A 24,354-nucleotide genomic window follows, 5' to 3' on the forward strand; every position below is an offset into this window, starting at 1 on the left:
ATACGTGGTGATCTGGCGGCCAAACCGTCGAGCGTGTGGGTGACGTGAGGCCGACGATCACCGGCCGACGAACTCCGGTTCGCCGTCTTCGAAGAACGTTCCGACGCCGCTTGCGTAGTCCGTCGTCCCGGTCAGGTCGGTCAATCGATCGCGCTCGTCGACGAGATGTGCGTCGAGTGAGCGATCGGCTCCCGCGAACAGGAGCTGGCGGATCGTCCCGTATGCCCGGGTCGGCCCGGACGCTAATTTCTCGGCGATTTCGGCGAGTCGTTCGTCGAACGCGTCCGCCGGCGCGGTCTCGGTAACCAGTCCGTACTCGACCGCCTCCGTCGGCTCGAACGCCTCGCCGAGCAGTGTGAACGACTGGGCGCGTCGGAGCCCGACGAGCCGCGGCAGGAGCCAGGTGATACCGCCGTCGCCGGACAATCCGATCTTCGGGTACGCGTACTCGATCCGAGCCGATTCGGACATGAGGGCGACGTCCGAAGCGAGCGCGAGCCCGAGACCGCCACCGGCCACAATACCGTTGATACCCGTGACGACCGGTTTCGGCGCGGTCGCCATCGTCCGAACGCTCTCGTGAAGCGGGCCGGCGATGTCGTCGATTTCGTTGGCATCCGTCTCGTCGCCGTCGAGTGTAGAGAGATCGGCACCGGTGTTGAACACGTGCCCAGCGCCGGTCAGCACGATGCATCGAACGTCGTCGTCACCGGCCAGCGATTCGAGACCGTCGGCGATCGATTCGGCCATCTCGGGGTCCATCGCGTTGTGCCTATCAGTTCGATTCATGACGACGCGACCGACTCCATCTACCGTTTCGACTGCTACGTGCGGTGACTGACTCATACGGGGTGATCGGTTCCGTACGGTCAAAAACTGGGGTGATTCGTCCGGGGTTCGTTGGCGCCGTCTATGCGCCACTGTGTCGATCAACACGACTTCGAGACGTTTCAGACCGCTTATTAGGGGTTGGTGAGTTGTGCCGGCATATGGAACGCGTAGACGTCGCGATCGTGGGTGGCGGCCCGGCGGGTGCGTCCGCCGCCGAGCAAGCCGCTTCCCACGGCGCCGAGACGGTCTGTCTCGAACAGGGCGTCCCGCGAGAAGATCGCGAGGAACTCGGGCCCGACTCGACCGACGCCGCGGGGATGCTCGACTACTGGATCGACATCATGGACGAAGACTACCGGGAGATTCCCGACGACGTCATCCTGCAGGAGCTCTCGGGGACGGACTTCGTCGGCCCGTCGACGCGTGTCGAGTTGAACACGACCGGTATGGACGCCTCCTACCCGTCGTTTGGATTCACCTTTCACCGCGCGCGCATGGACGATTGGCTCTACGAGCGTGCGAGAGACGCCGGTGCGGATATCCGCGTCGGGACGAGCGTCTCCTCGCTCGAGACCGAGATCCACACGAGTGGGCAGACCCACACGCTCACGCTCTCGAACGGTGATTCGATAGAAGCCGAACGAATCGTCCTCGCAGATGGTCCGCAGCGACGAATCACGCTCGACGCGTTGGATCAGTTCACACCGACCGGAACCAGTATCTCGGAGTTTCTCTCCCCGCCGACGGCCAACCACATCGCCTATCAGGAGTACCGCGAATTCCCCGAGGAACTGTTCCCCGACGATCGGCTCGTCTTCTGGTGGGGCTGGATGCCCGGTGAGACGGCCTACCCATGGGTGTTCCCGAACGACGGAACCGTCGCGCGCGTGGGCCTGACGATGCCCATCGGTATGACGCTCGACGACGTCGAGCACCCGGAGACCTATCGATTGCTCGATCCGTCAGACGGCGGAATACCGTCCGGATCGACGTACATAACGCGGCTGCTCGAACGCGTCTACGGCGACGAGTACGACGTCGAACGCGACATCCCGCTCGTCGAAGACCGCGGAAAAGCGCGGGGGACGGAAACCTACCCGATCTCCTCGACGCGCCCGATCGACTCCCCAGTCGAAGCCGGTATCGCCGTCGCTGGCGGGGCGATGGGGACGACCTCAGCGTTTCACGAGGGCGGTTACCACGTCGCCGTCAGAACCGGGAAGATCGCCGGCCGACTCGCCGCGGTCGACCGACTCGGCTCGTACAACGACGTCTGGAAGCGCGCTGTCGGTAGCGAAATCCTGCGAAACGTTTGCTTCGCCGACATCGTCGGTGACTATCAGCCGGACGACTGGGACCGCGTCTTCGACGTCGCAAACGGGATGATCGGCGACGGGTACGGCGGTCGACTGCTCGGCCGTCGGTATACGGCCGGAATCGGGGCGACGAAGCTCCTCCTGGCGTACAAGCGACGAAAGTTCCGGTATCGAGACGGCGGCTACGTCCAGTTCGCAGAAGACGAGTACGTTTACTAACCCCACCAGCCGTCGGTCCCGGCCGTACTATCGTCCGATTGACCGACTCGTAACAAAGAAGCGCTTTTCACCGGTCGGACTCTACGCTAGGTGCGTACCTCAGTCCCCGACCGAGTTTACCCACACGGGTGCGATGACGGCATGGAGAACCCGGGTGCGCGACACGCGGAGACGGTTTCGACCGTCAGCAGGTTCAACGGAACCGCCCCGGCGGAAATCCGTCGGGACCTGGTGGAGTCACCACCCGCCCGGCACGAGGGTTAGCCAGCCGATTCGGCACGCCGCCAGAGATGAGGCTGGACGTTAGTGTTCCGGGCGACACGTTCGATACGGAACAATCGCACGAATACATCCAGCAAGTGACCAGTTTTAGGCGACGGTATGAGCGGGCCGTCAATGCTCGATATTCGACCTCGATAACGCCCCTATTGTTGTTATTCGACCTCGATATCGCCAACCATGGTCGTCTCGTGGGGTTCACAGACGTAGGTGGTCATCTCGTCGCTCGCCTCGAATTCGAGCCACTGGTCGTCGTCCGGCGAGTCGGTAAAGTCCGTCTCGAGGTCGTCGACGACCTCGCCGTCGTCGTCTCGTATTTCTATGTTGTGGGTGGCCCCGTCCCCTTCGGTCCAGCCGATCTCGTAGGATTCTCCTTCCTCTAACACGAGCGTCGGGTTCTCTTCGCCCTCGATGTCGTCAGGGGCGATTCCGATCCACCCCTCCGTCTGTCCGTCGAACTCGATCTGGGTATCCGGTTCGATCTCGAACCCGTTTCCGGTATCGTCGTCTTCATCGTCGTCATCTGGGTCCTCAGCATCGTCTTCAGGATCTTCGGTATCATCCTCTGGCTCTTCGTCGTCGGGTTCTGGTGGCCCCTCTTCACCGTCGTCGACGTCGTCAGTATCGTCGTCATCGTCCGGGCACCCTGCCAGCAGAACGCTGGCAGAAGCGACGCCTGCGAGCTTTAGCGCTCGTCGTCGTGTCGGATGTCTCTCCGGTGTCATAGCAAGGGTCGTAACCCTCCGACGCAAATAACTCCATTCCACCGTATTTTATTCGAATAGTATGGTAGTTCCGAACCTTCAACCGTTACGCTGTAAATGTTCTAGTATTGATTACCCGTCCCAGTGAACACGTGATTACCACGTCGATCCAGGCGGGCTGTGAGTCACATTGTTCGCATACGCGACGAGTACAGTCCGGTTCCCTACCGATCGATCGTCAGTAGGACGTGTTCTAATGCGGGAAGCACACGATAGGCCGCCCGAACCTGCTCGATCACGGTGTCAGGATCCATTCGGTAGTGCATGAGAGCCCGTCTAAGTACGGGACCAATCGGCCCATCGGCGACGGTGAGAAAGAGCCTCGCCCACGGTCGAACGGTACCGAGACTGGCGTCCGTTAGTCGCTCGATGGACGCGATTTCGAGCGCCGTTTGTTCGATGGCAGTTACGTAGGAGTCGATCGGTTCGGGCGGTGGCATCCCCCAGGCCCGAGAAAACCGATCCAAATCGGCTCGTTCGATCAGATCGGTTTGGCGGCGCAATACGTCTGTAACGACCACGGTTCCACCCGGTCCGACGACGCGATCCAGTTGCGCATATACCGCGCTTCGATCGGGGACGTACACGATGGCGTCGATCGACATCGCCGCAGAGAATGCATTCCTGTCGAATGGCATGTAAGTGGCGTCGGCGAGGACGAATTCGGAACCGTGGTCGATTTCACCGGAAGAACTGTTCGCTTTCGCGAGCGCGAGGTTATCAGACCCGAGATCGATGCCGACGGCGTCGAATCCCCAACGATTTGCCGCGTACCTGACCGGCGCTCCGCGACCGCAACCGACGTCGAGGAGGCGTTCGGCCCTCGGATCCGGTCGAGATGCTGCGAGTCGATCGACGACGCGTTCGACGAGGCGCTCCTGGGGATCGCCGATCAGGTGGCTCTGAAATCGACCGGAGTAGCCCAGGTTGAGGTACGAGTCAGTGGAAAGAAACAGCGAGAGGCCTCGCCAGATATCGGTCCGGTCACTCTCCGTTCCAAACTGACTGTCGATTCTATCGACGCGGTCACGCGAGGACATCGTTGGGAGCTGACGGACGGACGCGAGTCTTGCATTTGAATACTATCATCACAACCGCGAAACCTCCGAGTAACAGTAGGCTGATTCATCACAGTACGTCAAATTTTGACAACACTGTGGGCGGACGTAGTGGATGTCTCGATGCCGCCTGAGAAACGTCACGTAACCGTCGTCGACCCGGTCCAGCTTCTCGTGACAGAGCCACTTTCTACCGAACCGATTCGCCGCCAGATTCCGGTACGGACAGAGAAAGATCGTCCGCTCGGTACCGTCGATGCGCGGCGTCTCGACGATCTCGACGCCGACGATGCGGTAGGCCAGCCGGAGCCGTTCGACGACGGCTGACGGCGTGTTCGCACCGAGAAAGAGAACGAACGCGAGAACGTACCCGATCCAGTGGAGGATCTTCTCTAGCATTTCGTTCCGGATTCGAGACGAAGCTCAAAGACTGTTTTCCCGACCGACAGATCGTGTGAACGCACCGGGGGAGCGGTCTGAACACCGGGAAATCGGATCGACAACCCTTAGCACGACACCGTCGAACGTCCCGACATGGATCGAGAGGGATTCGTGAAGCTGGCCGTTCTGGCGATTGGGCTAGTCATCTTGAGTTTCTTCCTTCGCGGATTCGGTCAGTTACTGGTCGGTCGCCAGAACGCAGAATACCTTCAGGCGCCGTTCGCCGTCGTCGGATTCGGACTCGTCCTCTATCTCTTCGTTCGCGCCACACTCGACTGGGTCGGCGTGTGGCAAATCGAAGCTACCGACCGATAACAAAACGGTTTTTCACGTCTCCCCGACGAGTCTTCGTATGACCATCGAGGTGCGGACCATCGGCGACCTCGGCCCCGGCGATCGCGCGGCCCTGTTCGAACGCGATGCAGGGATCGACGCCGTTCGAGGGGACGTCGAGACGATCGTCGATCGCGTTGGAGAAGAAGGTGACGCAGCGATTCGTGCCTACAGCGAGGAGTTCGACGACGTCTCGATCGGAAACATCGACTGTACGGACGAGTGTGCGCGGGCGTGGGACGAACTCGATGCCGAGCTCCGACAGGCCATCGAAACGGCGATCGAAAACGTTCGGGAGTTTCACGAGGTACAGCGACCGACGGACTGGCGTCGTGAGTTCGACGACGGACGCGAACTCGGCCGTCGGTTTCGTCCAATCGAGCGCGTTGGCGTCTACGTTCCCGGCGGGGAAGCGGCCTATCCCTCCAGCGCCATCATGGGTATCGTCCCGGCCGTCGTCGCCGGCGTCGAACACGTGGTCGTCGTCACACCACCGGCCGAAGAGCCGAACCCGGCCACGCTGGGTGCGATCCACGCCGCCGGCGCCGACGCCGTCTACTCCGTGGGGGGCGCTCAGGCGATCGCGGCGCTGGCCTACGGGACCGAGACGGTCGATCGCGTCCAGAAGATCGTCGGGCCGGGCAATCGTTGGGTAACCGCGGCGAAGTCGGTGGTTCGCGGTACGGTCGAGATCGATTCGCTCGCCGGACCGAGCGAAGTGCTCGTACTCGCAGACGAGACGGCCGATCCAGCGTTCGTCGCGGGCGAGCTCATCGCGCAGGCCGAACACGATCCGAACGCAGCCGTCGTCGCCGTTACCGACGACGAGGCGACCGGTCGCGCGATCGCAGACGCAGTCGACGAACGTCTCGACGATCTGGCCAGAGAGCCAGTGATCCGTGAGGCGCTCGGGAACGATTCGAGCGGCGTGCTGATCGCCAGATCGATGAGCGAGGCGATCCTCTTTGCGGAGTCGTACGCTCCGGAGCACCTCGTGATCCTCGCGGCGGACGACGAGGAGATCCTCGATCGAATCGACAGTGCCGGGAGCGTATTTCTCGGTCCATTTACCCCCGTCGCGGCCGGCGACTACGCCAGCGGAACGAATCACGTCCTGCCGACGAGCGGCGGGGCGAAGGTGACCGGCGGCCTCTCCGTCGAGACGTTCCTGCGCGCGACGACCGTCCAGCGACTCTCCCGTGACGGACTCGCATCCCTCTCGTCGACGATCACGACGCTCGCCGAAGCCGAGGGGCTGGATGCGCACGCAGAAACGGTGCGACAGCGCCTGGACGAGTAATCGGCGGGACTCTACAACAGATCGATGACGATCGGAACGAGTCGACCGCCGTTGTTTCGAGCGTCAAGGTTAACATCGTTGGACCGGTAGGTCCACGCATGAGTACCGAACCGGCATCGGGTGGAGAGACCCAGCCACGGATCGAAGTCACGGAGAACGCGGCCGACCAGGCGCTCTCGTTGCTAAGCGAAGAAGGCCTGGACGACGACGTCGCAGGACTTCGACTCTTCGTCCAGCAGGGCGGCTGTGCGGGACTCTCCTACGGGATGCGATTCGACGATGCACCCGAAGAGGACGACACGATCTACACCCATCACGGACTCCAGATCTTCGTCGATCCCGCCAGTCTGAAATATATCGAGGGGAGCGTCCTCGACTTCGAGAGCGGACTCCAGGCCGAGGGATTCCACGTCGAGAACCCGAACGTGGTGAGCGAGTGCGGCTGTGGCGAATCCTTCCGGACGTAACTCGCCCGTTCGTCAGTCTTCTAGTTCGAACGCCACCGTCACTTCCGCCTGGTATTCGCGGGTGTCTACCGAGGCGATTTCGACTCCGAGTTCGTCGACTTCGACCCAGTAAACGTTCTGCAGCGTCGCTTCGGCCCGATCTATCGCGTCGTCGGCAGCGGCGTCGAAGCTCTCGTCACTCGTTCCGATCAGTGTTATTTTCTTAAATACCATCTGCGAGTACGACTACCACGCCGTGGATTATCAAACTGTGTATCGCCTGATCCGATGGGGTCCTCGACACCGCGGCGAGACAAGTCAACGTGAGACCAAGAAAGCACCGCCACAATCGAAAACTGAGTGAGGGCTGGCGGATTCTTGGGTCAGGACGTCGAATCTGTCGTATGGACCGTGCGGAGACGCTCGCCGCCGCGCTCGAACCCGTAGACTCGGTGGCCATCGTCTGTCACGACAACCCCGATCCGGACTGTCTGGCCAGCGCACTCGCGTTCGAGCGAATTGCCAACGCGAACGGAGTCTCCGAGACGACCATCGTGTACGGTGGTGAAATCTCTCACCAGCAGAACAGGGCGTTCGTCAACATGCTCTCGATCGAGCTGGTACACGGAGATGATGTTTCGATCGGCTCCGATACATTCGTCGTCTTCGTCGATCACTCGCGCATCGGTGGGAATTCTACGATCGATCCGGAAACTACTCCCGACGCAATCATCGACCACCATCCAGACGGCGGCCTCCCGGCGTCGTTCGTCGACGTACGGCCGGCCTACGGTGCAACGGCGACGATCTTCGTCGAGTATCTTACGGCGCTCGACATCGAACTGACCGAGCGCCTTGCGACGGCCATCCTGTTTGCGATTCACCGAGAGCGCCTCGACTTCGTTCGATCGCCGACAAGCGCGGAGTACGAGGCCGCTCTCATCGTGTACGAGCATGCCGACCTCGACGGATTGGAGCAACTGTACGGGAGCGCGTTTACCCCCGAAACGATCGACGCGATCGGCCGTGCGATCCTCTCGAGACGCCAGTACGGTTCGGCCATCGTCGCCGGGGTCGGTCAGACCAGCGAGACTGACGCGCTCCCACAGGCGGCCGACTTCCTCCTGAACGTCGAAGGCGTCAACACGGTCCTCACGTACGGAATCGTCGGTGATTCGATTCGATTGAGCGCCCGTTCGATCGATCCGCGCGTCAACGTTGGGACGCTCCTGACCGAGGCGTTCGACGAACTCGGCGCGGCGGGCGGCCATCACGACATGGCCGGCGGCCGAATCGACCTCGGTATTTTCGGAGAGATCGGTGATCACGACGACGCCGAGACGTTGCTCTCGTTTCTGAACCAGCGAATCGAACGGAGGTTCTTCGATGAGATATAGTCGACCGGGTGCATCGATCGATTGAGTGCATCGATCGATTGAGTGCAACGATCGATTGGGTGAGTCGTCCGGACGGTAGGCAGGGACTTCGAATCAGTCCCTTTTTACACGCCGCCGAGGTACGACGCGTATGAGCTTCGAGGAAGACGATCACGTCGTACTATCGGACAAGCACAGCGAGTTCGACGGCGAAGTCGGCACGATCACCCAGACCATGGAGTCGATGTTCGGTGACGTAACGTACACCATCAGCTTCGAGGACGGGCAGGAAACCGGCGTCCCAGAAGACGCTCTCGAACTCGCCGAACCCGACGAAGACGAAGCGTAGGTATCGCGAAGATCCCTGTTACTATGGCGCAGATACCCGTACACTACGTCGACCTCCGAACCTTCTGTTACGCGACAGAAGACGAGAAACGCGTCGAGCAGGCCCTCCGACTGTTCCTCCCAGAAGACGCCGAGATCGATCGACAGGAGAGTGAGGCCCACTACGGCGACCGGATCCTCATCCTCTCTGCGCGGATCGAGGTCGCAGACGACGTTCGCGACGTACTCACCACCGTCGCGTCGCTCTCCGACATCGACCGTCTCTACAACGAACTCGACGAACGCGTCACGGACAACACCGAGCTGTTCTTGCGCTTTGACAAACAGGCGGCGTTCAACGGCAGCGTCGAACTCGGGGAGGGAATCACGTTCCGGGCCAAGGTGGAGGCCTATCCAGCGACGAAAGACGCCGCCGTCGAAAACGCGAAATCGGTTCTCGACGCCGTTGAGGAACGAACCTGACGGCTCGTACTCCGATCCCGCTTCGATCGGATAGACAGTGACAATTCATTTGGGCCGGCTTCGAACGAGCGAACGGGGCATTTTTTACGACCGAATTCGTGTGTAACGGTATGGACGTACACTTCGTGGGCGACGATCCGGTCAAAGAGGAGGTCGAAGCTGCGCTGACCGACGTCGACATCGGTCTCGAAGAGGCAGCACTCGAAGACATTGCAGACGCCCGGGTCGCCATCGTAACCGACGTCGCGGGGTCAGAGCGATTTCGCATCGCCTCGCAAATGGCTCGGGATGGAAATACGCCGTGGATCTCGGTGGAGGTCGGCGGCGTGGGTGGTCAGTCGATCAGTTCCGTCGATGCAGCTATCACCGGATACGGGCCTAAAACCGCGTGTTATCACTGCCTTCGCGCACGAGTCGCATCGACCCGGTCAGCGTACACGACGACCGCGAACCCGAGCGCCGACCGACAGACGGTCCGTCTCGCCGGTGCGATCGCCGGTCGCGAGTGCGTCAGGATGCTCGCACGTGACGAGGAGTCGATTCTCGGCTCGACAGTCGAACTACCGTACACCCGTCGGGCCGTTCATCCGATTCCGTCGTGTCGCTGTCACCCCGAGGGTCGAGATCGGACGATCGAGCTGACTGACGAAACCGAGCGCACGCTCGAGTCGACCGTCGATCGAATGGAAGGGGCGATCGACGACCGTGTCGGCCTGGTTCGCTCGATCGGCGAAGTCGACTCGTATCCAGCGCCGTACTATCTCTCGACGCTCGCGGACACGGAGCCCTACAGCGACGCCAGCGCGCCTGTCAACGCGGCCGGGGTCGACGAAGACTGGAATCGAGCGTTCGTGAAGGCGATCGGTGAGGCCCTCGAGCGCTACTGCGCCGGCGTCTACCGGGACGTCGATTGTATCGAAGCGACGTTCGACGAGCTCGACGCCGTACTCGACCCGACGACGATCGTTCGTCCCGACGACGCCGACGAACTCGACCCGGAGGACGCACACCCGTGGGTCGAGGGTCTGGACCTCATCGGTGACGAGCCTACCTACCTCCACGCCGATGTCGTTCACTTCCCACAACCCAATGGCGGCCTGGTTCCACAGATCACCACCGGCCTCGGACTCGGTTCCTCGATGGCGGACGCGGTCATCTCCGGACTCACGGAGGTCATCGAGCGTGACGCGACGATGCTCGCGTGGTATTCGACGTTCGAACCCCTCGAACTCGAGCTCGAAGACGAACCGTTCGACCGGTTGGCCGGACGGGTCGAGAGCGAGGGCCTTTCGGTCACCCCTCTTCTGGTCACACAGGACGTAGACGTCCCGGTCGTTACCGTCGCCGTCCACCGTGACGAACCGGAACCGGACTGGCCGGCCTTCGCGGTCGGTTCCGCGGCCTCGCTCGACGTGATCCAGGCTGCGAGAAATGCGCTGGCCGAGGCGACGCAGAACTGGATGGAACTCAGGTCGATCGGTCTCGACGACGCAGAAGACGCCGGGGCCTGGATCGGCGAATACGCGTCGTTCCCTGACCCAGCCAGGTCGTTCGTCTCGCCGGAGTCGTCGATCGACGCGGCTACGGTCGGCCCTCAGTCTGTCCCAACGGGAACGGACGCTGTGACGGCGTTGCTCGAACGCCTCGAAGCGGCGAACCTCGACGTCTACGCGGCTCGGATTACGACGCGCGACGTCGAATCGATCGGGTTCGAGGCCGTACGAGTGGTCGTTCCGGACGCACAACCACTGTTTACGGACGAACCGTACTTCGGCGAACGAATCGAGACCGTTCCAGAATCGCTCGGATTCGAATCCCGCCCCGACCGCGAGCCACACCCCTATCCGTAACGCACCCGTCCGAGGGGTTCGATCTGTTGTCCGCTCGAAAATCCACCACACGATCGCGTGAAACGTTACTCTCGATACTCTTCGTCGATCTCGAGTCCGTCGTCAGTGATGTAAACGGTGAGCCGTTGGGTATTTTCGCCGGTGAACGTTTCGGCGGTATCGGCGATGGCAGTTTCTTCTCCGTCGTCCGAATCGGATAGCGGTTCCATGAGAACGACCTCGACGTAGGCATCCGAGTTTGACAACCTCCCCGGCGTCGCCGTCGAGTCTACCGGAACGTTGAACGACGCGTCGAACGTTTGCCTGTCGGTATCGACTTCGTACGCGGTGATCGCCACGTTCCTGTCGGTGTCCGTCTCGTTCATCACTCGGATTAACACCGGCAGACTGAGTCGCATTTCGGAGATGAGATAGCCGACGAATCCGAACGCAGAGAGGCCGCCAACGGCAGCGAGAATAGTACGACGATTCACGATTCGTTTTAGCGCGTCGATACTCCTGAGTGTTTCGAATGTGACTGCCATTCTCCGTTCGAAGGGGATGGGCTGACGATTACTCGACGGTGGCTACTCACTCCGAATTGGGAGTGTAATTCGGCGCTTCGTCCGTGATAACCACGTCGTGGGCGTGGCCCTCTGCCTGACCGGCGGACGAGATGCGAACGAACTCGGAACGCGTTTTGAACTCCGGTATCGTCGCCGCACCGACGTATCCCATCCCCGACTGCATGCCGCCGGAAAGCTGGTGGAGTTCCGACCGGAGCGTTCCCTTGTACGGGGTTGCCGCCTCGACGCCTTCGGGTACGTAATCTTCGTCGTCTTCCGGATCCTTCTTGAGGTAGCGATCCGCGTCACCGGATTTCATCGCGCCGACCGAGCCCATTCCTCGGTACTGTTTGTACTTCTTGCCGTTCATCGTGACCACGCGACCGGGCGCTTCGTCCGTCCCGGCGAAGTACGACCCGAGCATGACGGCGTCGGCGCCCGCGGCGATCGCCTTGATCGCGTCGCCAGAGTACCGGATACCACCGTCGGCGATGACGGGCACGTCGTGGGCGGCCGCGACATCAGCGACCTGCGAGACGGCCGTAATCTGGGGCATTCCGGCACCGGAGACGATCCGCGTCGTACAGATCGACCCCGGTCCGATTCCGACTTTGATTCCGTCCGCGAAGTCGACGAGATCGGCCGCCGCCTCGCGCGTTCCGACGTTTCCGACCACGACGTCGGCCTCGACGCGGTCTGCGACCTCGCGTGCACCGTCGATGACGTTCAGGTTGTGCGCGTGGGCTGTATCGATAAAGAGAATGTCGGCACCCGCTTCGTCTGCCGCTTCGGCACGATCGGTCTCGAACGGGCTGACGGCGACGCCACAGCGGAGTTGACCGTCCTCGTCACGGACGGCCTGTTCGTACTCCCGGCGCTGGAGGATGCTCTGCATCGTCACGAGCCCGACGAGGAGGTTCTCGTCGTCGACGACCGGCACCCGCTCGATCTTGTGATCGTACATCAGATCGAACGCGTCGCGGGGACCGATCTCTTGAGGCGCGGTGATCACCTCGTCCGTCATCGCCTCGGTGACAGGATCGTCTTCGTTCACTTCGAGGTGCGGACGAATGTCCGTACTCGAGATAATACCGAGAACTTCCCCGCGCGTGTTGACGACCGGCGCGCCGCCGACACCCTTGCGCGCCATGAATTCGTCGACTTCACGGATCGTCATCTCCGGGTCGGCCGTGACGACGTCGTCCAGGGGGATGATCAGTTCGTCGGCCCGCTTGACCCGCTCTATCTCCTCGACCATCCGATCGATGGTCATGTTCCGGTGTAAGACGCCGAGTCCGCCATGACGAGCCATTGCGATCGCCATCTCGCTCTCGGTAACGGTGTCCATCGCCGCCGAGAGGATGGGAACAGACACCTCGACGTTCGTAGAAATCCGCGTCGTGAGATCCGCGTCGTCGGGTTCGACACGACTCTCCTTCGGACGAAGCAGGACGTCATCGAACGTCAACGCTTCGGGGACGCGCAGCTTCTCGGTGTAGAAGTCGGACGGTGGAGTATCGTTCGCCATGTAAACTGTCACGCCGTTACCGCCAAAAACGTTGCGAGATGTCTTCTCCGCTCGAATTGCTGACGACCCCAATCGCCGTTGTGGAGGTCCGCCGATGGGCAAACCCGGCCCCACGGTGGCTACCTGTTCAGGACCAGATACAGAAACTCCGAGGTAATAGTTCCCGGAATTCGAGACATTCGTTCACACTTTCTTCGTACGCGACCCTCAACGTGGCATGAAACCCCCTCTCACGCAACGTTTAATGAGACGTCGGCCGCAGTTTCACACATGGTCGCTGTAATGGCAACAAATTCCCGTATCGCTGGTTGGACGAGTCGCGACTTCGCCACCGGGTTTGCGTTCGGGAAACTGCCGCTTACAGCACGGGGTACCCTCGGACGATGGGTACGGTGCGTAACGCAGCCGTCCGTACACTATCGGGTACCACATCCTCCGCACCCATCGGCCACGGGTCACGGCCTGTTACCCGATCGATGAGTAGTTCACAGCATCCGATAGCCAGTCGTCTGGAACGGCTGGGTAACTCCGATGCATCGCTGCTCGCACTCGTTATGGGACTGCCGCTGATCGACGGTATCTTCGCAGCGCTGGTCCTCTCTGGTGCGCTCGACGATCCGATCGGGGCGATTCAGATCGGGCTGCTCATCTTCGGCGGCAGTGCGACGGTCGCCGTTATCCTCGCCGAGATGGACGGAACGCCGCGTGAACAGGCTCGGATCGTCCTCTTGATCGGGATTCCGCTCGTCGTCGTCGCCGCCATCCAGGCGGCGGTCGCACCGGCCATCGCGAGCGTCCTCGATCTGGTCGTGTTCGAACGGTTCGCGGCGCTCGTCATCGCCGCAATCGCCGCAAAGACGGCCAGCGCCACCATCGGGGAGTATCTCCCGAGTCCCGGTGTCATCGTCGGTCTGGGTTTGCTCGCGAGTTTCGACCCGTCGGGCGCGGAGTTTTCGATTCTCTCCGATCCGGTACTCGTCGTCCACGCGACGCTCGCGGCGGTCGTCGGCGTTGGGTTCGCGCTCGGACTGGCCGCGTTCGGCCCGCACCTGCGCACGCACCTGGACATCGACCGATTCAGGTTCGGCTGTGCGCTAGCGCTCGGGATCTTGCCGCTTTCGTTTCTCGGAATGGCGTTCGGACACGCACCGCTGGCCGTTCTGGTCGTCGCCGCGGTGTTCGCGTTCGACCCCCGAAACGAACCGGCCAACGGAACCGCAGATACCGGCGTTCATCACCGGACTGACGGGGGCGTCCCAGCGCCGACCCGTCGTCTAGACGGTAATCGATCGCGCGACGGTCCGCAGGATCCACAACCGGCGACGTCCGAATCGGAGCGTTCCGACCGCACTCGGTGAGAAACGGTATCGACGACCCGATCGATCTCCGTGTCGTGAATCGAAACCACTTTAGGCGGAATACCCGTACCCGTTTCTGCGGGGTCGTGGCCAAGCCAGGAATGGCGACTGACTCCAGAGGTTGCCCACCCGGGACGACACTCCAGACTGATATACTGATCGGACGGCTGATCACCGTTCGTGTGATGACCCTCTGGAGTTCCGAGGTGGACCGGAGATATCAGTCGATCGGGGGTTCAAATCCCTCCGACCCCATTTCCTCACCGCGAGCAACGTCGTGAGCGGTGAGTGATGAACAAGGAGATTTGAATCGAGGAAGAGCTCCGCTCCGACCGTGGTTCAAATCCCTCCGACCGCATTTTGTGCTCTATGTACTACCGTGAGTTACAACAACGGTTCCACCAGAAGACGGTACGGAGCCTGTCTCTACGAGCGACGCGAGCAGGATTTCGATCGTGGCTCTATTTCAAAAGTCGACGAGATAGTACATTGACCAAGACAACACGTCCCTGGTCCGTTGACGGTGCGATACCCGCTATTCTGTGGTGGTCCGAGTCGGACCGAAATCTGGTATATTCACATACCCCCATCTCCAACGGTCGGGTATGAGTGACCAGGACGAAACCGATGCCGTCGAAACAGCTCCCGATACCGAGCCAGTTGGCGACGACTCGGCCGCTGGCGAACCCAGCACCGAGCAGGTATCGGGTGAAATCGATGCTGAATCCGACGAGTCGTTCGATTTGGAGGAAGACGAACCCGAACCACCACGCGCCGAAGAGACGGATCCTTCGACGGACCCGACGGTGGACGAGACGACGAGCGAGTCCCGTCCCCAAAGGGAGGGAGTCCGGGCCAACAGCGTGCGTGCGGCCGGACTCGTCGCCGGTCTCGGCGTGTTGATCTTCTGGTCACCGATCTTGCTGACAGGGTACGGATATTCGATGCTACTCAACGTGGGCGTAGGCGTTACCATCGCCGTTCTCGCGTCCATTACCGTGATCAAGGCGGGAGCGGACGTACTATCTGCAGTCGTGTTGCCAGCGGTGATCGCCCTGCTGGCGGCCGCCGTCGTGGCGTCGGCGTTCGTCTTCGATCTCGGCTCTGATGCCCTGTTCGTGAGTAATCTCGTTGTGGGCGGCCTCGCCGTGGTACTGTCGGTGCTCGCCATTTTCGGCTTTAGAAAGGCGAGCGCTACGGCCTCAGACGCGAGCGCGGCCTGAACTGACCCGAACTCGCGGTTCGAAGACATCGACCGCCGGTGATCACTCGCCGTTCGACGCGTCCGGATGGACGACGATTCTATCGATGTGGCCGACTCGGCCGGTCGTCGTCATCGCGCTGAACATCGAATCCTCGTAGAGCAAATCGCTGACCAACGTTCTCGTTTCGTCGCCCTCGTGCTCGATCCGGTGTTCCATCCAGTATCGATCCGCCTTATCGTCGTCTTCGGCTACCGTCATCGACACCGAACGCAACGTCCCGGCCAGGATGTCCGTCTCCTCGGTCTTCTCCTCGACCGTCACGTCGGTAACGGTCGTTCTGACGGGCGATTGAGGGGTTTCGGGATAGGCCTGATTGTATCGATCGAAGTATAGTTCGAGTTCGTCGTCCGGCGCGACGGTCGGGAGTATTTCGACCGGTGGACCGGCGCGACTCGACTCTTCAGTCATATCCGTCACTTGGTACCGAGGATAGAAAATTTTCACTACTGGAGTGTATCTGCAATTGGTGCAGGACACCGAGGCCTGCGTTACTGTGCGTCGAACATACCGGTGGAGAGATACCGTTCGCCACTATCCCAGAACACCGTCACGACGAGCGGACAATCGATCCCCGTTCCGCCGTCCGTACGGGTCTGTTGACCGGATGATGGGCCGTCCCCGAACTGATTGTCGAGGGCGTCACCGAGCTCCGGACACCGCGTATCAGGTTCGGCGATGCGTCGAGCGACCCGCCGAGAAACGAGACTCGACGCGCCGCTCGATTGGCCGACGAGTATTCCCTCCTCGCGGGCGAGTCGGTGACACTCACGCTCTGCGTCTTCGATCGAAACCGTCTCGACGTCGTCGATCAACGATCGATCGAGATTCTCGCTGATGAACCCGGGACCCATACCTTGAAACTCGTCGGTTCCGGGAACGCCCGTCGAGAGGATCGCGTTCCGCTCGGGCTCGACCGCGACGATTTCGACGTTCGGGAAGGCTTCTCTGAGCCTCCGACCGACGCCGCTCAGCGTTCCGCCGGTCCCGACGCCGGCGACGAACGCGTCGACGGTCCGATCACCGACCTGTTCGAGTATTTCGGCTCCCGTCGTCTGGTAATGGGCGTCTGGATTGGCCGAGTTGGTAAACTGCCCGAGCTGGACGGCACCCGCCGCTTCGAGTTCGTCCGCACGGTCGCGAGCGGCGGACATATCGCCGTCGACGAGCTCGATCTCGGCTCCGTAGGCGGCGATGATCGATCGGCGCTCTTCGGATTTTCCGGCCGGCATGACGATCGTGAGATCGTAGCCTCTCGCCGCACAGACGAGCGCCAGTCCGATCCCTGTGTTCCCGCTCGTCGGTTCGACTAACCAGTCACCGGGGGAGATCGCCCCGTCACGCTCGGCGGCTCGCACCATCGCCATCGCCGGGCGATCCTTCGCCGATCCGCCCGGATTCGCCGACTCGATTTTCGCGGCGATCGTCGAGCCCTCGGGGCTCTCGAGTTCGACGAGCGGCGAACCGATGGTGTCCAGAATGCTACTCCGCATCGACCGGAGGTATGCCGTCGAGACGTAAACCAGTACTGGACAGTGCGATCCTGTCCGGTACCGGTCGCTGCTTCGGTTTCGTCCGGATCAAATGGCAAACTGTACCGCAGACCAGGGTCGTTTTATTTGAGCCGATTCAAGTGCGGGTATGGAACTCGAAACCCTCCGACCCAATCCGGCCTGGGACGCGGCGTCGTACGAGGAGTCGGTAAACGTCCTCGAATCACACCGCGACGAGCTAACGTATCGGGTGTGGGGCGGCGACTGGTGTAAAGACTGCCGTGCGTTGCTGCCGGATTTCGCAGCGGCGTTGGACGCGGCGGGAGTGCCTGACGACCGGATCGACGAGCGTCCCGTCGACCGGGAGAAGGATGGACCGGGTGTCGAGGCGTACGATGTGGCCTACATCCCGACCATCGTCGTCGAATCGAACGACGGCGATGAGGTGGCTCGGTTCGTCGAGGACGAATCCGTTCCGCCGGCGATCTACCTCGCCGACGCGATTGCCGCCTGGGCCGAACGTCCGTAATCTATCGTGTGCCGTTTTTTTCAACGACGAGCTGATTCTTGCCGAACGCGCCAGCCGTTTTCAGAAGGGAGTCTCAGTTTCGTCGTGCCACTCGATCGCCTCTCGGAGGTCGTCGAGCGGAGGTGAACAGGTCCGGTTCGAACAGGCGTACACCGTCGGCTCGTCGTCGCGTGCGGTCCGGCCCTCCCAGATCGGTGGGACGGACTCGAGTGAGAGCGTCGATACCCACCGCGATATCGCGTCGTCGGTTGGTCTGCGTGCGAGCAACCGGTCGGGAAGGTAGGTCTCGGCGAGCACGTCCGTCCATCGATCAGGCATCTCGCCGACGACGGTCAACTCCTGCTGACCGGTTCGTACAGTGTCGAACGCGAGACCCAGAGAAACGTGTTCGTGCGGCCGACTGTCGATCGTTTCGGCGTGCGTCGACAGCACGGAGTCCGCGACCGCTCCGAACGGGTCGTCGGTAAACGCGTCCAGGGCGAGCAGGACCTCGACGGCGACACCGGTCGGTGATGGGGTCGACTGATCGCGCAGTTCCTGCGGTCTGAGGAGCAACGACTCTCCCGCTTCCGGGGTAAAGTAAAGGGTCTCGGCGGAGTCATCCCAGAACTCATCGACGATTGCTCTCGCGAGGTCCACCGCGAACGCGAGATGATCGACGGACCCAGTCGCTTCGTACACGGTCAGTGCGCCACGGGCCAGGTACGCGTAGTCATCGAGGTACCCGGTGATTGCCACGGACCCGTCCATGTACCGTCGAGACAGGCGGTGACTCGCTTCATCCCAGAGATTGGTACAGACGAATTCGAGCGCCTCGACGGCCTGGCGTTCGTAGCGATCGTCGCGAAGGACGATCGATGCCTCGGCGAGCGCATCGATCGCGAGGCCGTTCCACCCGGCGAGTATCTTCTCGTCGCGTCTCGGACGCGTACGTTTCGATCTGGCACGAAAGAGCGTTTCTCGAGCAGCCTCGAGGTGGCGTTCGACCTCGCCCTCGTCGAGCTGATACGTTGATGCCAACGAGGAGATCGATTCCTGGACGTTCAACACCGTCGTGCCCTCGAAATTTCCATCCTCGGTCACGCCGTACCGATCGAAGACCAGATCTGTCCGAAGCGTCGATTCTGGATCGTCCGAGAGCGCAGTTTCGATCGATTCCGGTGTCCACACGTAGAAGGCACCCTCTGAATCGTCGCCGTGTTCGTCGATGCTCTGTGCGTCGAGCGTGCTGTACAATCCGCCCTCGGGGTGTGTCAGTTCACGATCGATGAACTCCATCGTTTCCCGGAGAACCGTCTCGTAGCGCCGATTACCGGTGAGCTGGTAGCCGGTGAGTAACGTCCGCGAGATCGAAGCGCTGTCGTAGAGCATCTTTTCGAAGTGTGGAACCGTCCAGTCATCGTCGACACAGTAGCGATGAAAGCCACCTCCGACGTGATCGTAGAGCCCACCGTCGCACATTGCGTCAAGCGTCAACGTCGCCGCGTCTAGCGCCCCGACCCGTCCGGTCCGCACGTACGATCGTAATAAGGCGTCGAGTCGACGGGGTTGTGGAAACTTCGGCCCGCCGGTCCCGAACCCGCCGTGTTCGCGATCAACGGTTCTCATGATCGAGTCGACGACCTGCTCTAGCGTGGGCCCCGCATCGACGACTGTCTCGTGTCCTACTGACGAGGTCGTTCGTTCGCCCGAATCAGGTTCGCCGGCCATCGGAACTGACCGGCCCGACGATTCAGTCGTCGGCGTCGGGGTCGATGGGGGTTGTTCGAGCTGGTCTCGAACCCGCTCGGTCCAGTGATCCGCTCGTCGTTCGACCTCGTCGCGTTCTGACTCCCACGACTGACGGAGCCCCTCGAGAACGTCAACGAAACCGGGCATTCCACGCGTTGGATCTCGCGGGAAGTACGTGCCTACGTAGAACGGCCGACCGTCCGGAGTTAACCATGCGGACAGCGGCCAGCCGCCGCGTCCAGTGACGAGTTGGCAGGCGGTCATGTAGACGGTATCGACGTCCGGGCGCTCCTCCCGGTCGACTTTGATCGGAACGAAGTGATCGTTCAGCAGGGTCGCGACGGTCTCGTCTTCGAAGCTCTCGTCTTCCATGACGTGACACCAGTGACACGCCGAGTAGCCGATCGAGAGAAAGATCGGTCGATCGCGATCACGGGCGAGTTCCATCGCGCGGTCGTCCCACGGCTGCCAGTTAACGGGATTGTCCGCGTGTTGACGGAGGTAGGGACTGGCCGCCGCCTCCAGGCGATTGCGAGCCAGTGGATCGGTCATACACTGGGTACTGCTCCCGCCGGAAAAAACTCGTCGGTGGACGGGTTTTCGGGGTAATCTACATCGAAAGCTCGAGAATCCCTGTGTTGCAGTTAGGTTGTTCAAGTGATGATTGTCGCTATTGTACGCCACTGCTGGCCGGCATACTCCGGTAGGTTTAACAGCCAACTAGGTGAGCATCGCATATGACCGTTCGGTCGGAGGCGTGGGGCATTTATCGACAGGCGCTTCCAATCTTGCTCATCGCACTCGCTGGCGGACTCTTCGCTGGACTCGTGTTAGAATCGATTATCGAAAGTGTCGAACGGTTTCCCGGATTGCTCGTTATGGTCCCGGTGTTCCTGGCGACGCGAGGGAACGTCTACGGGGCACTCGGCGGGCGCATCTCGAGTGGGCTGCACCAGGGACTCATCGAACCGAATTTCGAGTGGGACGAACGCCTCGTAAACGCCGTTCTCGCCTCGTTCATCAACGGAATTGGCATATCGATCGTCATCGGATTCCTCACGTGGGGTGTCCTGCTGGGGCTGGGCCGAGAGCCCGCACAACTGTACGAGCTCGTCGGCATCATGCTCATCGCCGGCCTACTCACCTCGGTTGTCTTGATCGCCGGACTCTTGCTCCTCATCTTTGCCGGATTCAAACGCGGCTACGATCCCGACAACCTGGTCGGACCGATCGTTACCACGCTTGGTGACGTCTTTGGCATGCTGTTCTTGCTCTTTGCCGTCGCCACCGTGGAGGTGCTCGCCTGATGGTCGTCCCACAGGGATCTCTCGGAACCTGGTCTGCGAGATCGATCGTGACCACGATGTTTCCGCTGCTCGTCGTGCTCTCTTTCATCGTTCTCTGGGCCGGAATTACGCTCGAGGAAGCCGAGGAGATGATCGAACAGTACGGCATCCTGGCCGTGATGGTACCGACGATGGTCGACATGGGTGGCAACCTCGGGGCGATTCTATCATCGCGACTCTCCTCACGATTTCACCTCGGTACGACCGAATTAGATCTCAGAGATCGGATACTCTGGGGAAACGTTCTGGCTATCCTCGCGCTAGCGGCGACGGTCTTTACGGCGCTCGCCTTCGGCGCGTACGCGATTGGCCTCGTCGCTGGCACCGAGTTGACCCTCGCGGAGTTACTCATCATCTCGCTCGTCAGCGGTATGTCGGTCGCCGTCATCGCCGTCTTCTTCAGTTTCGCCGCGACCTACGGCTCGTACCGGCTTGGCATCGACCCGGACGATGCAACCATCCCCATCGTGACTAACGTCGTCGACGTCTTCGGAATGGTCATCTTCATCGCCGTCTCCGCCGCCGTCATCGGGCTCTGACTTTCAGACGGTCTCAGATTGAATCCGTTCGGGCCGGGTTCGGTTGCACACACTACCTACACAAGTTGCTGTTCTCCTCTATGGGAGGTGACCGATCCGACGTGAGCGGGACTAGAACTACCACAGATTGGCTCTCCTCTAACTCTCGGAGAGATCCTGAACGGCCTCTTCGGCCGTTCTGGTTCCTTTCGCGATGAGGACGTCGCCCGCTCGGAGTTCGGCGTCGTCGTCGGCGATCAACAGCCACCCTTCGTCCGGTCGGCGAATAGCGATCGCGCTCATGCTCGCGTCAGTTTCCGGTCGACCGTCGACGATCGGCGTCCCGTCCAGATCGCTCCCGGGCTCGACTTCGACGCGCGTGATGATCTCGTCGCTCTCCTGGACGGCCAGCTGAACGACCGGGTGGACGTCCAGACTTCGGAAGATCCCCTCACTGATGTCGATCGCCGCGTCGCTAATTACCTCCGTACTGGTCGCGAGCGTGATGAGTCCGCGGAGGACGACTGGGTCCTCGGCGTCGGCTGCGGCTTTTAACGTCCATGCGGTAAACCGTGACTGGAGCGCGTCGACTTCGATCTCTAAGTTTCTGACCTCTTCGGCCAGGGCTTTGCTGTCGAAGAGAACGCTGCTGTAGGCGAGATCGATCGCGAGTTCGCTCAAATTCTTCATGTGAACGATCGTGTCGATCGCCCGCTCCAGGTCCGGCAACTCGGCCGGAGCAGTCGCCGGAACCTCGAACGGTCCTCCCGAGATGGTCTCGAACACCGGTTCGAGATCGGTCTCCGACCCTCGAAGGAGCGCGACGTCTTCGGGTTCGATGGTCGTCTCCGGTCCGGGGTTGAGTATCCACTCCGCCCCTCGCCGAAGGGCGATCACGCGGACACCTGTCTCCGATTCGAGATCTATCTCGGCGAGTGATCGATTCGCATACGGTGAGTCTTCGGTCACGACGACCCGGACGAGCGACTCGACGGCTTCGGGCAGCGCCGCGCGCATCGCTTCCGGAAGTCCGACGTCTTCGAGGAGTACCTTCGCGATGTCGCCCGCCGCGTCGCTGATATGGTCGGTCGCCGCAACGATTCCCAGGACGGGGGCGAGTTGCTCTGCATCGTCAGGATTTCTCGCCGCCATCAACAGACTCATCCGCGCGCGGAGTTCGAGCAGATCCATCCGCTCTTCGAGTCGGAGTACTTCCCGGGCAAGTTCGTGATTCTGAAGCAACACGGCGGAGTAGGAGAGATCGATGAGTAACTCCGCCGTGTCTTTCATCTCGATGAGGACGTCTTTGACGCTGACCGGCTCGTACTCGATCGCCGTCGACGTAATCTCGCCCTCGAACGGATCCATACGCGAGACCAGTACACCTGGCATCAAAAACGTTCCTGACGGCGACTTTCGTCGGACCGTGACCGCGTATCGCTCAGTCGGTCCGTTCGAGTTCGACGAACGCGACCCGGTCGCGTTCGTCTCGCGAGACTTCGCGCCAGTCGCCCTCGCGTAGCTCGGGAAAACGGGTGTCTCCGTCCGGCGACATGTCGACCTCGGTGAGCACGAGGCGATCCAGGGCCGGGAGAAATTGCTCGTAGACGGATGCGCCCCCCGCGACGTAGATTCGATCGACTTCCTCGTGACGGTCGCGAGCGGCCGCTTCGGCGCAATCGATCGCGGCGTCGACGCTATCGACGACGCGTACGTTCGACGGCACGTCGAGGTCCGACCGCGTGAGGACGATAGAGGTTCGACCGGGAAGAGGTTCGCCGAGCCCCTCGACGATACCCTCGTAAGTTACTCGCCCCATCACGACCGGATGATCCATCGTTCGGCGTTTGAAGTGGGCGAGATCCTCGGGGATGTGCCACGGCATCTCCCCGTCGACGCCGATGACGCCGTTCGTCGCGACCGCGACGATGCCGACGAGTTCGAGATCGGATTCGATCTCGGTCGGCTCGTCATCCGCTCGTCGTGTCTCGTCGGTCATCGTTATTCGGCGACCCCGAACGTCAACCCGTCGTGGGATTCGTAGTCCCGGAGCTGGACGTCGTCCGCCGTGAGTTCGTCGATGGGAACGTCGGCCACGTCGAGGTCGGGACGCGACAGCGGCCCTCTCGAACACTGTTCGAGCAGTCCGGGGACGTGGTCCATCCGCTCGTCACCGTCGGCTTCGGCCGGGGCCGCCTCCTCGAGCCAGGCCCGAACGTCGCGGTACTCCGCCCTCGTTTCGACGTCGCGAAGCCGAGATTGCAGGGCGTCGAGGTTGTCCGCGTACCACTTCCCGCGCTCGCCCGTGCCGCAGTAGACGTGGGCGTCGACGACCGTGTGGCCGAAGTGACCGGGTTCGTACCCCGTTTGTTGGGCGATGACGGTCGTGAGCAGGGAGTACGCGGCGATATTAAACGGAACGCCGAGTGCGACATCGCCGGAACGTTGCGTGAGGTGACAGTGTAGTCGACCCCCCTGGACGTTGAAAACGAACGTGTAGTGACACGGCGGCAACGTCGAGACGGCGGCGTTTGCCGGGTGCCAGGCGTTGACGACGAGTCGTCGCGAGTTCGGTTGGTCAGAGAGGGTGTCGATCACGTACTGAAGTTGGTCGAACGTAACTCGTCCGTCCGCCTCTTTGGTGGTCCATCGGTGGACGTCGTCCGGCCACGTCTCTCCCTCGAGTCGGGCCGGCTGGTCGGGAACCGGATACCGTCGCCAGAATCGACCGTAGGCGGTGTCGAGTCGACCGTCTTCGTCCGCCCACGCGTCCCAGATTTTTGTCTCCTCCCGGAGGGTGCGTATGTGCTCTTCACCGGAGAGGTACCAGCACACCTCGTGGATCATCGAGTTCCAGCGGTAGCCGTCCATCTTCTTGGTCGTGAGGAGCGGAAACCCCTCGCGTAGATCGATCTCGTAGTGGCGGCTAAAGCGCGAGATCGTATCGATGCCGGTGCGGTTCGGCTTGTACGTTCCTCCCGAGAGCACCGAATCGACGAGACCGAGGTACTGTTCCATGGA

Annotated in this window: 26 protein-coding genes and 1 tRNA gene; 14 read left to right on the forward strand and 13 right to left on the reverse strand. The window is 61.5% G+C overall.

Going from position 1 to position 24,354, the window contains the following annotated elements; translation table 11 throughout:
* Positions 1-57 precede the first annotated feature (57 nt).
* Positions 58-846, reverse strand: a complete 789-nt coding sequence (locus tag NKH31_RS15670) for an enoyl-CoA hydratase/isomerase family protein (RefSeq protein WP_254862727.1) — start codon at positions 844-846, stop codon at positions 58-60.
* Positions 847-989: 143 nt separating this feature from the next.
* Between NKH31_RS15670 and NKH31_RS15675 the strand changes: the two genes are divergently transcribed.
* Positions 990-2,366 carry an NAD(P)/FAD-dependent oxidoreductase gene (locus NKH31_RS15675; RefSeq protein ID WP_254862728.1) on the forward strand — a complete coding sequence of 459 codons (1,377 nt, stop codon included), beginning with the start codon at positions 990-992 and terminating at the stop codon, positions 2,364-2,366.
* Between the two features lie 434 nt (positions 2,367-2,800).
* On the opposite strand, the gene NKH31_RS15680 is transcribed toward NKH31_RS15675, so the two are convergent.
* The 3 genes from NKH31_RS15680 to NKH31_RS15690 all read right to left on the reverse strand — a co-directional run bounded on the left by NKH31_RS15680 (position 2,801) and on the right by NKH31_RS15690 (position 4,866).
* On the reverse strand, positions 2,801-3,370 hold the full coding sequence (locus NKH31_RS15680; protein ID WP_254862729.1) for a cupredoxin domain-containing protein: 570 nt from the start codon (positions 3,368-3,370) through the stop codon (positions 2,801-2,803).
* A gap of 203 nt (positions 3,371-3,573) precedes the next feature.
* Positions 3,574-4,449 carry a class I SAM-dependent methyltransferase gene (locus tag NKH31_RS15685; RefSeq protein WP_254862730.1) on the reverse strand — a complete coding sequence of 292 codons (876 nt, stop codon included), beginning with the start codon at positions 4,447-4,449 and terminating at the stop codon, positions 3,574-3,576.
* A gap of 48 nt (positions 4,450-4,497) precedes the next feature.
* Positions 4,498-4,866: a hypothetical protein gene (locus NKH31_RS15690; RefSeq protein ID WP_254862731.1), complete on the reverse strand. Its 369-nt coding sequence runs from the start codon at positions 4,864-4,866 to the stop codon at positions 4,498-4,500.
* A gap of 135 nt (positions 4,867-5,001) precedes the next feature.
* Between NKH31_RS15690 and NKH31_RS15695 the strand changes: the two genes are divergently transcribed.
* The 3 genes from NKH31_RS15695 to NKH31_RS15705 all read left to right on the forward strand — a co-directional run bounded on the left by NKH31_RS15695 (position 5,002) and on the right by NKH31_RS15705 (position 7,008).
* A complete protein-coding gene (locus tag NKH31_RS15695) occupies positions 5,002-5,223 on the forward strand; it encodes a hypothetical protein (RefSeq protein ID WP_254862732.1) in 222 nt (73 codons plus the stop codon).
* 37 nt (positions 5,224-5,260) lie between these two features.
* The gene (hisD, locus tag NKH31_RS15700; protein WP_254862733.1) at positions 5,261-6,541 is read left to right on the forward strand and encodes a histidinol dehydrogenase; all 1,281 of its coding nucleotides are present in this window, start codon (positions 5,261-5,263) and stop codon (positions 6,539-6,541) included.
* Between the two features lie 98 nt (positions 6,542-6,639).
* Positions 6,640-7,008, forward strand: a complete 369-nt coding sequence (locus tag NKH31_RS15705) for a HesB/IscA family protein (protein ID WP_254862734.1) — start codon at positions 6,640-6,642, stop codon at positions 7,006-7,008.
* A gap of 12 nt (positions 7,009-7,020) precedes the next feature.
* Here NKH31_RS15705 and NKH31_RS15710 read toward each other — a convergent pair whose 3' ends face one another.
* Entirely contained in the window at positions 7,021-7,221 is a 201-nt protein-coding gene (locus tag NKH31_RS15710; RefSeq protein ID WP_254862735.1) for a dodecin, read from the reverse strand.
* A 170-nt stretch (positions 7,222-7,391) separates the two neighbouring features.
* Between NKH31_RS15710 and NKH31_RS15715 the strand changes: the two genes are divergently transcribed.
* From NKH31_RS15715 to NKH31_RS15730, 4 genes are all read left to right on the forward strand, one after another.
* Entirely contained in the window at positions 7,392-8,384 is a 993-nt protein-coding gene (locus tag NKH31_RS15715) for a DHH family phosphoesterase (RefSeq protein WP_254862736.1), read from the forward strand.
* Between the two features lie 130 nt (positions 8,385-8,514).
* Positions 8,515-8,712 (forward strand): DUF1918 domain-containing protein, encoded by a 198-nt coding sequence (locus NKH31_RS15720; RefSeq protein WP_254862737.1) that lies wholly within the window; start codon positions 8,515-8,517, stop codon positions 8,710-8,712.
* Between the two features lie 23 nt (positions 8,713-8,735).
* A complete protein-coding gene (locus NKH31_RS15725; protein ID WP_254862738.1) occupies positions 8,736-9,173 on the forward strand; it encodes an RNA-binding protein in 438 nt (145 codons plus the stop codon).
* 110 nt (positions 9,174-9,283) lie between these two features.
* Positions 9,284-11,023: a YcaO-like family protein gene (locus NKH31_RS15730; RefSeq protein ID WP_254862739.1), complete on the forward strand. Its 1,740-nt coding sequence runs from the start codon at positions 9,284-9,286 to the stop codon at positions 11,021-11,023.
* 65 nt (positions 11,024-11,088) lie between these two features.
* Here the strand turns inward: NKH31_RS15730 and NKH31_RS15735 are convergent, their stop codons facing one another.
* The gene (locus tag NKH31_RS15735) at positions 11,089-11,496 is read right to left on the reverse strand and encodes a hypothetical protein (protein ID WP_254862740.1); all 408 of its coding nucleotides are present in this window, start codon (positions 11,494-11,496) and stop codon (positions 11,089-11,091) included.
* 97 nt (positions 11,497-11,593) lie between these two features.
* On the reverse strand, positions 11,594-13,096 hold the full coding sequence (gene guaB, locus NKH31_RS15740; protein WP_254862741.1) for an IMP dehydrogenase: 1,503 nt from the start codon (positions 13,094-13,096) through the stop codon (positions 11,594-11,596).
* A 476-nt stretch (positions 13,097-13,572) separates the two neighbouring features.
* Between guaB and NKH31_RS15745 the strand changes: the two genes are divergently transcribed.
* The 3 genes from NKH31_RS15745 to NKH31_RS15755 all read left to right on the forward strand — a co-directional run bounded on the left by NKH31_RS15745 (position 13,573) and on the right by NKH31_RS15755 (position 15,677).
* On the forward strand, positions 13,573-14,454 hold the full coding sequence (locus tag NKH31_RS15745; RefSeq protein ID WP_254862742.1) for a DUF5794 domain-containing protein: 882 nt from the start codon (positions 13,573-13,575) through the stop codon (positions 14,452-14,454).
* Between the two features lie 80 nt (positions 14,455-14,534).
* Positions 14,535-14,709, forward strand: a tRNA-Trp gene (locus tag NKH31_RS15750).
* 350 nt (positions 14,710-15,059) lie between these two features.
* Positions 15,060-15,677: a hypothetical protein gene (locus tag NKH31_RS15755; RefSeq protein ID WP_254862743.1), complete on the forward strand. Its 618-nt coding sequence runs from the start codon at positions 15,060-15,062 to the stop codon at positions 15,675-15,677.
* A gap of 42 nt (positions 15,678-15,719) precedes the next feature.
* On the opposite strand, the gene NKH31_RS15760 is transcribed toward NKH31_RS15755, so the two are convergent.
* On the reverse strand, positions 15,720-16,127 hold the full coding sequence (locus NKH31_RS15760; RefSeq protein WP_254862744.1) for a hypothetical protein: 408 nt from the start codon (positions 16,125-16,127) through the stop codon (positions 15,720-15,722).
* 80 nt (positions 16,128-16,207) lie between these two features.
* Complete coding sequence (locus tag NKH31_RS15765) at positions 16,208-17,209, reverse strand: PLP-dependent cysteine synthase family protein (RefSeq protein WP_254862745.1); 1,002 nt, start codon at positions 17,207-17,209, stop codon at positions 16,208-16,210.
* A 148-nt stretch (positions 17,210-17,357) separates the two neighbouring features.
* On the opposite strand from NKH31_RS15765, the gene NKH31_RS15770 reads away from it, so the two are divergent.
* Complete coding sequence (locus tag NKH31_RS15770; RefSeq protein ID WP_254862746.1) at positions 17,358-17,738, forward strand: TlpA family protein disulfide reductase; 381 nt, start codon at positions 17,358-17,360, stop codon at positions 17,736-17,738.
* Positions 17,739-17,798: 60 nt separating this feature from the next.
* Here the strand turns inward: NKH31_RS15770 and NKH31_RS15775 are convergent, their stop codons facing one another.
* Positions 17,799-20,021 (reverse strand): thioredoxin domain-containing protein, encoded by a 2,223-nt coding sequence (locus tag NKH31_RS15775; RefSeq protein ID WP_254862747.1) that lies wholly within the window; start codon positions 20,019-20,021, stop codon positions 17,799-17,801.
* A 185-nt stretch (positions 20,022-20,206) separates the two neighbouring features.
* On the opposite strand from NKH31_RS15775, the gene NKH31_RS15780 reads away from it, so the two are divergent.
* Both NKH31_RS15780 and NKH31_RS15785 read left to right on the forward strand, forming a co-directional pair.
* Positions 20,207-20,776, forward strand: coding sequence for a magnesium transporter (locus NKH31_RS15780; RefSeq protein WP_254862748.1), 570 nt, complete (start codon positions 20,207-20,209; stop codon positions 20,774-20,776).
* Entirely contained in the window at positions 20,776-21,354 is a 579-nt protein-coding gene (locus NKH31_RS15785) for a magnesium transporter (protein WP_254862749.1), read from the forward strand. Before NKH31_RS15780 ends, NKH31_RS15785 begins: the two co-directional genes overlap by 1 nt.
* Before the next feature lie 138 nt (positions 21,355-21,492).
* On the opposite strand, the gene NKH31_RS15790 is transcribed toward NKH31_RS15785, so the two are convergent.
* The 3 genes from NKH31_RS15790 to thyA all read right to left on the reverse strand — a co-directional run bounded on the left by NKH31_RS15790 (position 21,493) and on the right by thyA (position 24,351).
* Complete coding sequence (locus NKH31_RS15790) at positions 21,493-22,701, reverse strand: potassium channel family protein (RefSeq protein ID WP_254862750.1); 1,209 nt, start codon at positions 22,699-22,701, stop codon at positions 21,493-21,495.
* A gap of 73 nt (positions 22,702-22,774) precedes the next feature.
* The gene (locus tag NKH31_RS15795) at positions 22,775-23,332 is read right to left on the reverse strand and encodes a dihydrofolate reductase (protein WP_254862751.1); all 558 of its coding nucleotides are present in this window, start codon (positions 23,330-23,332) and stop codon (positions 22,775-22,777) included.
* A 2-nt stretch (positions 23,333-23,334) separates the two neighbouring features.
* Positions 23,335-24,351: a thymidylate synthase gene (gene thyA, locus NKH31_RS15800; RefSeq protein WP_254862752.1), complete on the reverse strand. Its 1,017-nt coding sequence runs from the start codon at positions 24,349-24,351 to the stop codon at positions 23,335-23,337.
* Positions 24,352-24,354 lie beyond the last annotated feature (3 nt).

Origin of the sequence: Halovivax gelatinilyticus (genome assembly GCF_024300625.1) — an archaeon.
In the GTDB taxonomy this organism is placed as follows: domain Archaea; phylum Halobacteriota; class Halobacteria; order Halobacteriales; family Natrialbaceae; genus Halovivax; species Halovivax gelatinilyticus.

Bases quoted from the DNA above. Each gene is read 5' to 3' on its own strand.
- NKH31_RS15770 (WP_254862746.1), top strand. From the start codon at position 17,358: ATGGAACTCGAAACCCTCCGACCCAATCCGGCCTGGGACGCGGCGTCG.
- NKH31_RS15685 (WP_254862730.1), bottom strand. From the start codon at position 4,449: ATGTCCTCGCGTGACCGCGTCGATAGAATCGACAGTCAGTTTGGAACG.
- NKH31_RS15755 (WP_254862743.1), top strand. From the start codon at position 15,060: ATGAGTGACCAGGACGAAACCGATGCCGTCGAAACAGCTCCCGATACC.
- guaB (WP_254862741.1), bottom strand. From the start codon at position 13,096: ATGGCGAACGATACTCCACCGTCCGACTTCTACACCGAGAAGCTGCGC.
- NKH31_RS15775 (WP_254862747.1), bottom strand. From the start codon at position 20,021: ATGACCGATCCACTGGCTCGCAATCGCCTGGAGGCGGCGGCCAGTCCC.
- NKH31_RS15760 (WP_254862744.1), bottom strand. From the start codon at position 16,127: ATGACTGAAGAGTCGAGTCGCGCCGGTCCACCGGTCGAAATACTCCCG.
- NKH31_RS15675 (WP_254862728.1), top strand. From the start codon at position 990: ATGGAACGCGTAGACGTCGCGATCGTGGGTGGCGGCCCGGCGGGTGCG.
- NKH31_RS15745 (WP_254862742.1), top strand. From the start codon at position 13,573: ATGAGTAGTTCACAGCATCCGATAGCCAGTCGTCTGGAACGGCTGGGT.
- NKH31_RS15680 (WP_254862729.1), bottom strand. From the start codon at position 3,370: ATGACACCGGAGAGACATCCGACACGACGACGAGCGCTAAAGCTCGCA.
- hisD (WP_254862733.1), top strand. From the start codon at position 5,261: ATGACCATCGAGGTGCGGACCATCGGCGACCTCGGCCCCGGCGATCGC.
- NKH31_RS15690 (WP_254862731.1), bottom strand. From the start codon at position 4,866: ATGCTAGAGAAGATCCTCCACTGGATCGGGTACGTTCTCGCGTTCGTT.
- NKH31_RS15780 (WP_254862748.1), top strand. From the start codon at position 20,207: ATGACCGTTCGGTCGGAGGCGTGGGGCATTTATCGACAGGCGCTTCCA.
- NKH31_RS15695 (WP_254862732.1), top strand. From the start codon at position 5,002: ATGGATCGAGAGGGATTCGTGAAGCTGGCCGTTCTGGCGATTGGGCTA.
- NKH31_RS15785 (WP_254862749.1), top strand. From the start codon at position 20,776: ATGGTCGTCCCACAGGGATCTCTCGGAACCTGGTCTGCGAGATCGATC.
- NKH31_RS15710 (WP_254862735.1), bottom strand. From the start codon at position 7,221: ATGGTATTTAAGAAAATAACACTGATCGGAACGAGTGACGAGAGCTTC.
- NKH31_RS15670 (WP_254862727.1), bottom strand. From the start codon at position 846: ATGAGTCAGTCACCGCACGTAGCAGTCGAAACGGTAGATGGAGTCGGT.
- thyA (WP_254862752.1), bottom strand. From the start codon at position 24,351: ATGGAACAGTACCTCGGTCTCGTCGATTCGGTGCTCTCGGGAGGAACG.
- NKH31_RS15765 (WP_254862745.1), bottom strand. From the start codon at position 17,209: ATGCGGAGTAGCATTCTGGACACCATCGGTTCGCCGCTCGTCGAACTC.
- NKH31_RS15795 (WP_254862751.1), bottom strand. From the start codon at position 23,332: ATGACCGACGAGACACGACGAGCGGATGACGAGCCGACCGAGATCGAA.
- NKH31_RS15720 (WP_254862737.1), top strand. From the start codon at position 8,515: ATGAGCTTCGAGGAAGACGATCACGTCGTACTATCGGACAAGCACAGC.
- NKH31_RS15715 (WP_254862736.1), top strand. From the start codon at position 7,392: ATGGACCGTGCGGAGACGCTCGCCGCCGCGCTCGAACCCGTAGACTCG.
- NKH31_RS15725 (WP_254862738.1), top strand. From the start codon at position 8,736: ATGGCGCAGATACCCGTACACTACGTCGACCTCCGAACCTTCTGTTAC.
- NKH31_RS15790 (WP_254862750.1), bottom strand. From the start codon at position 22,701: ATGGATCCGTTCGAGGGCGAGATTACGTCGACGGCGATCGAGTACGAG.
- NKH31_RS15705 (WP_254862734.1), top strand. From the start codon at position 6,640: ATGAGTACCGAACCGGCATCGGGTGGAGAGACCCAGCCACGGATCGAA.
- NKH31_RS15730 (WP_254862739.1), top strand. From the start codon at position 9,284: ATGGACGTACACTTCGTGGGCGACGATCCGGTCAAAGAGGAGGTCGAA.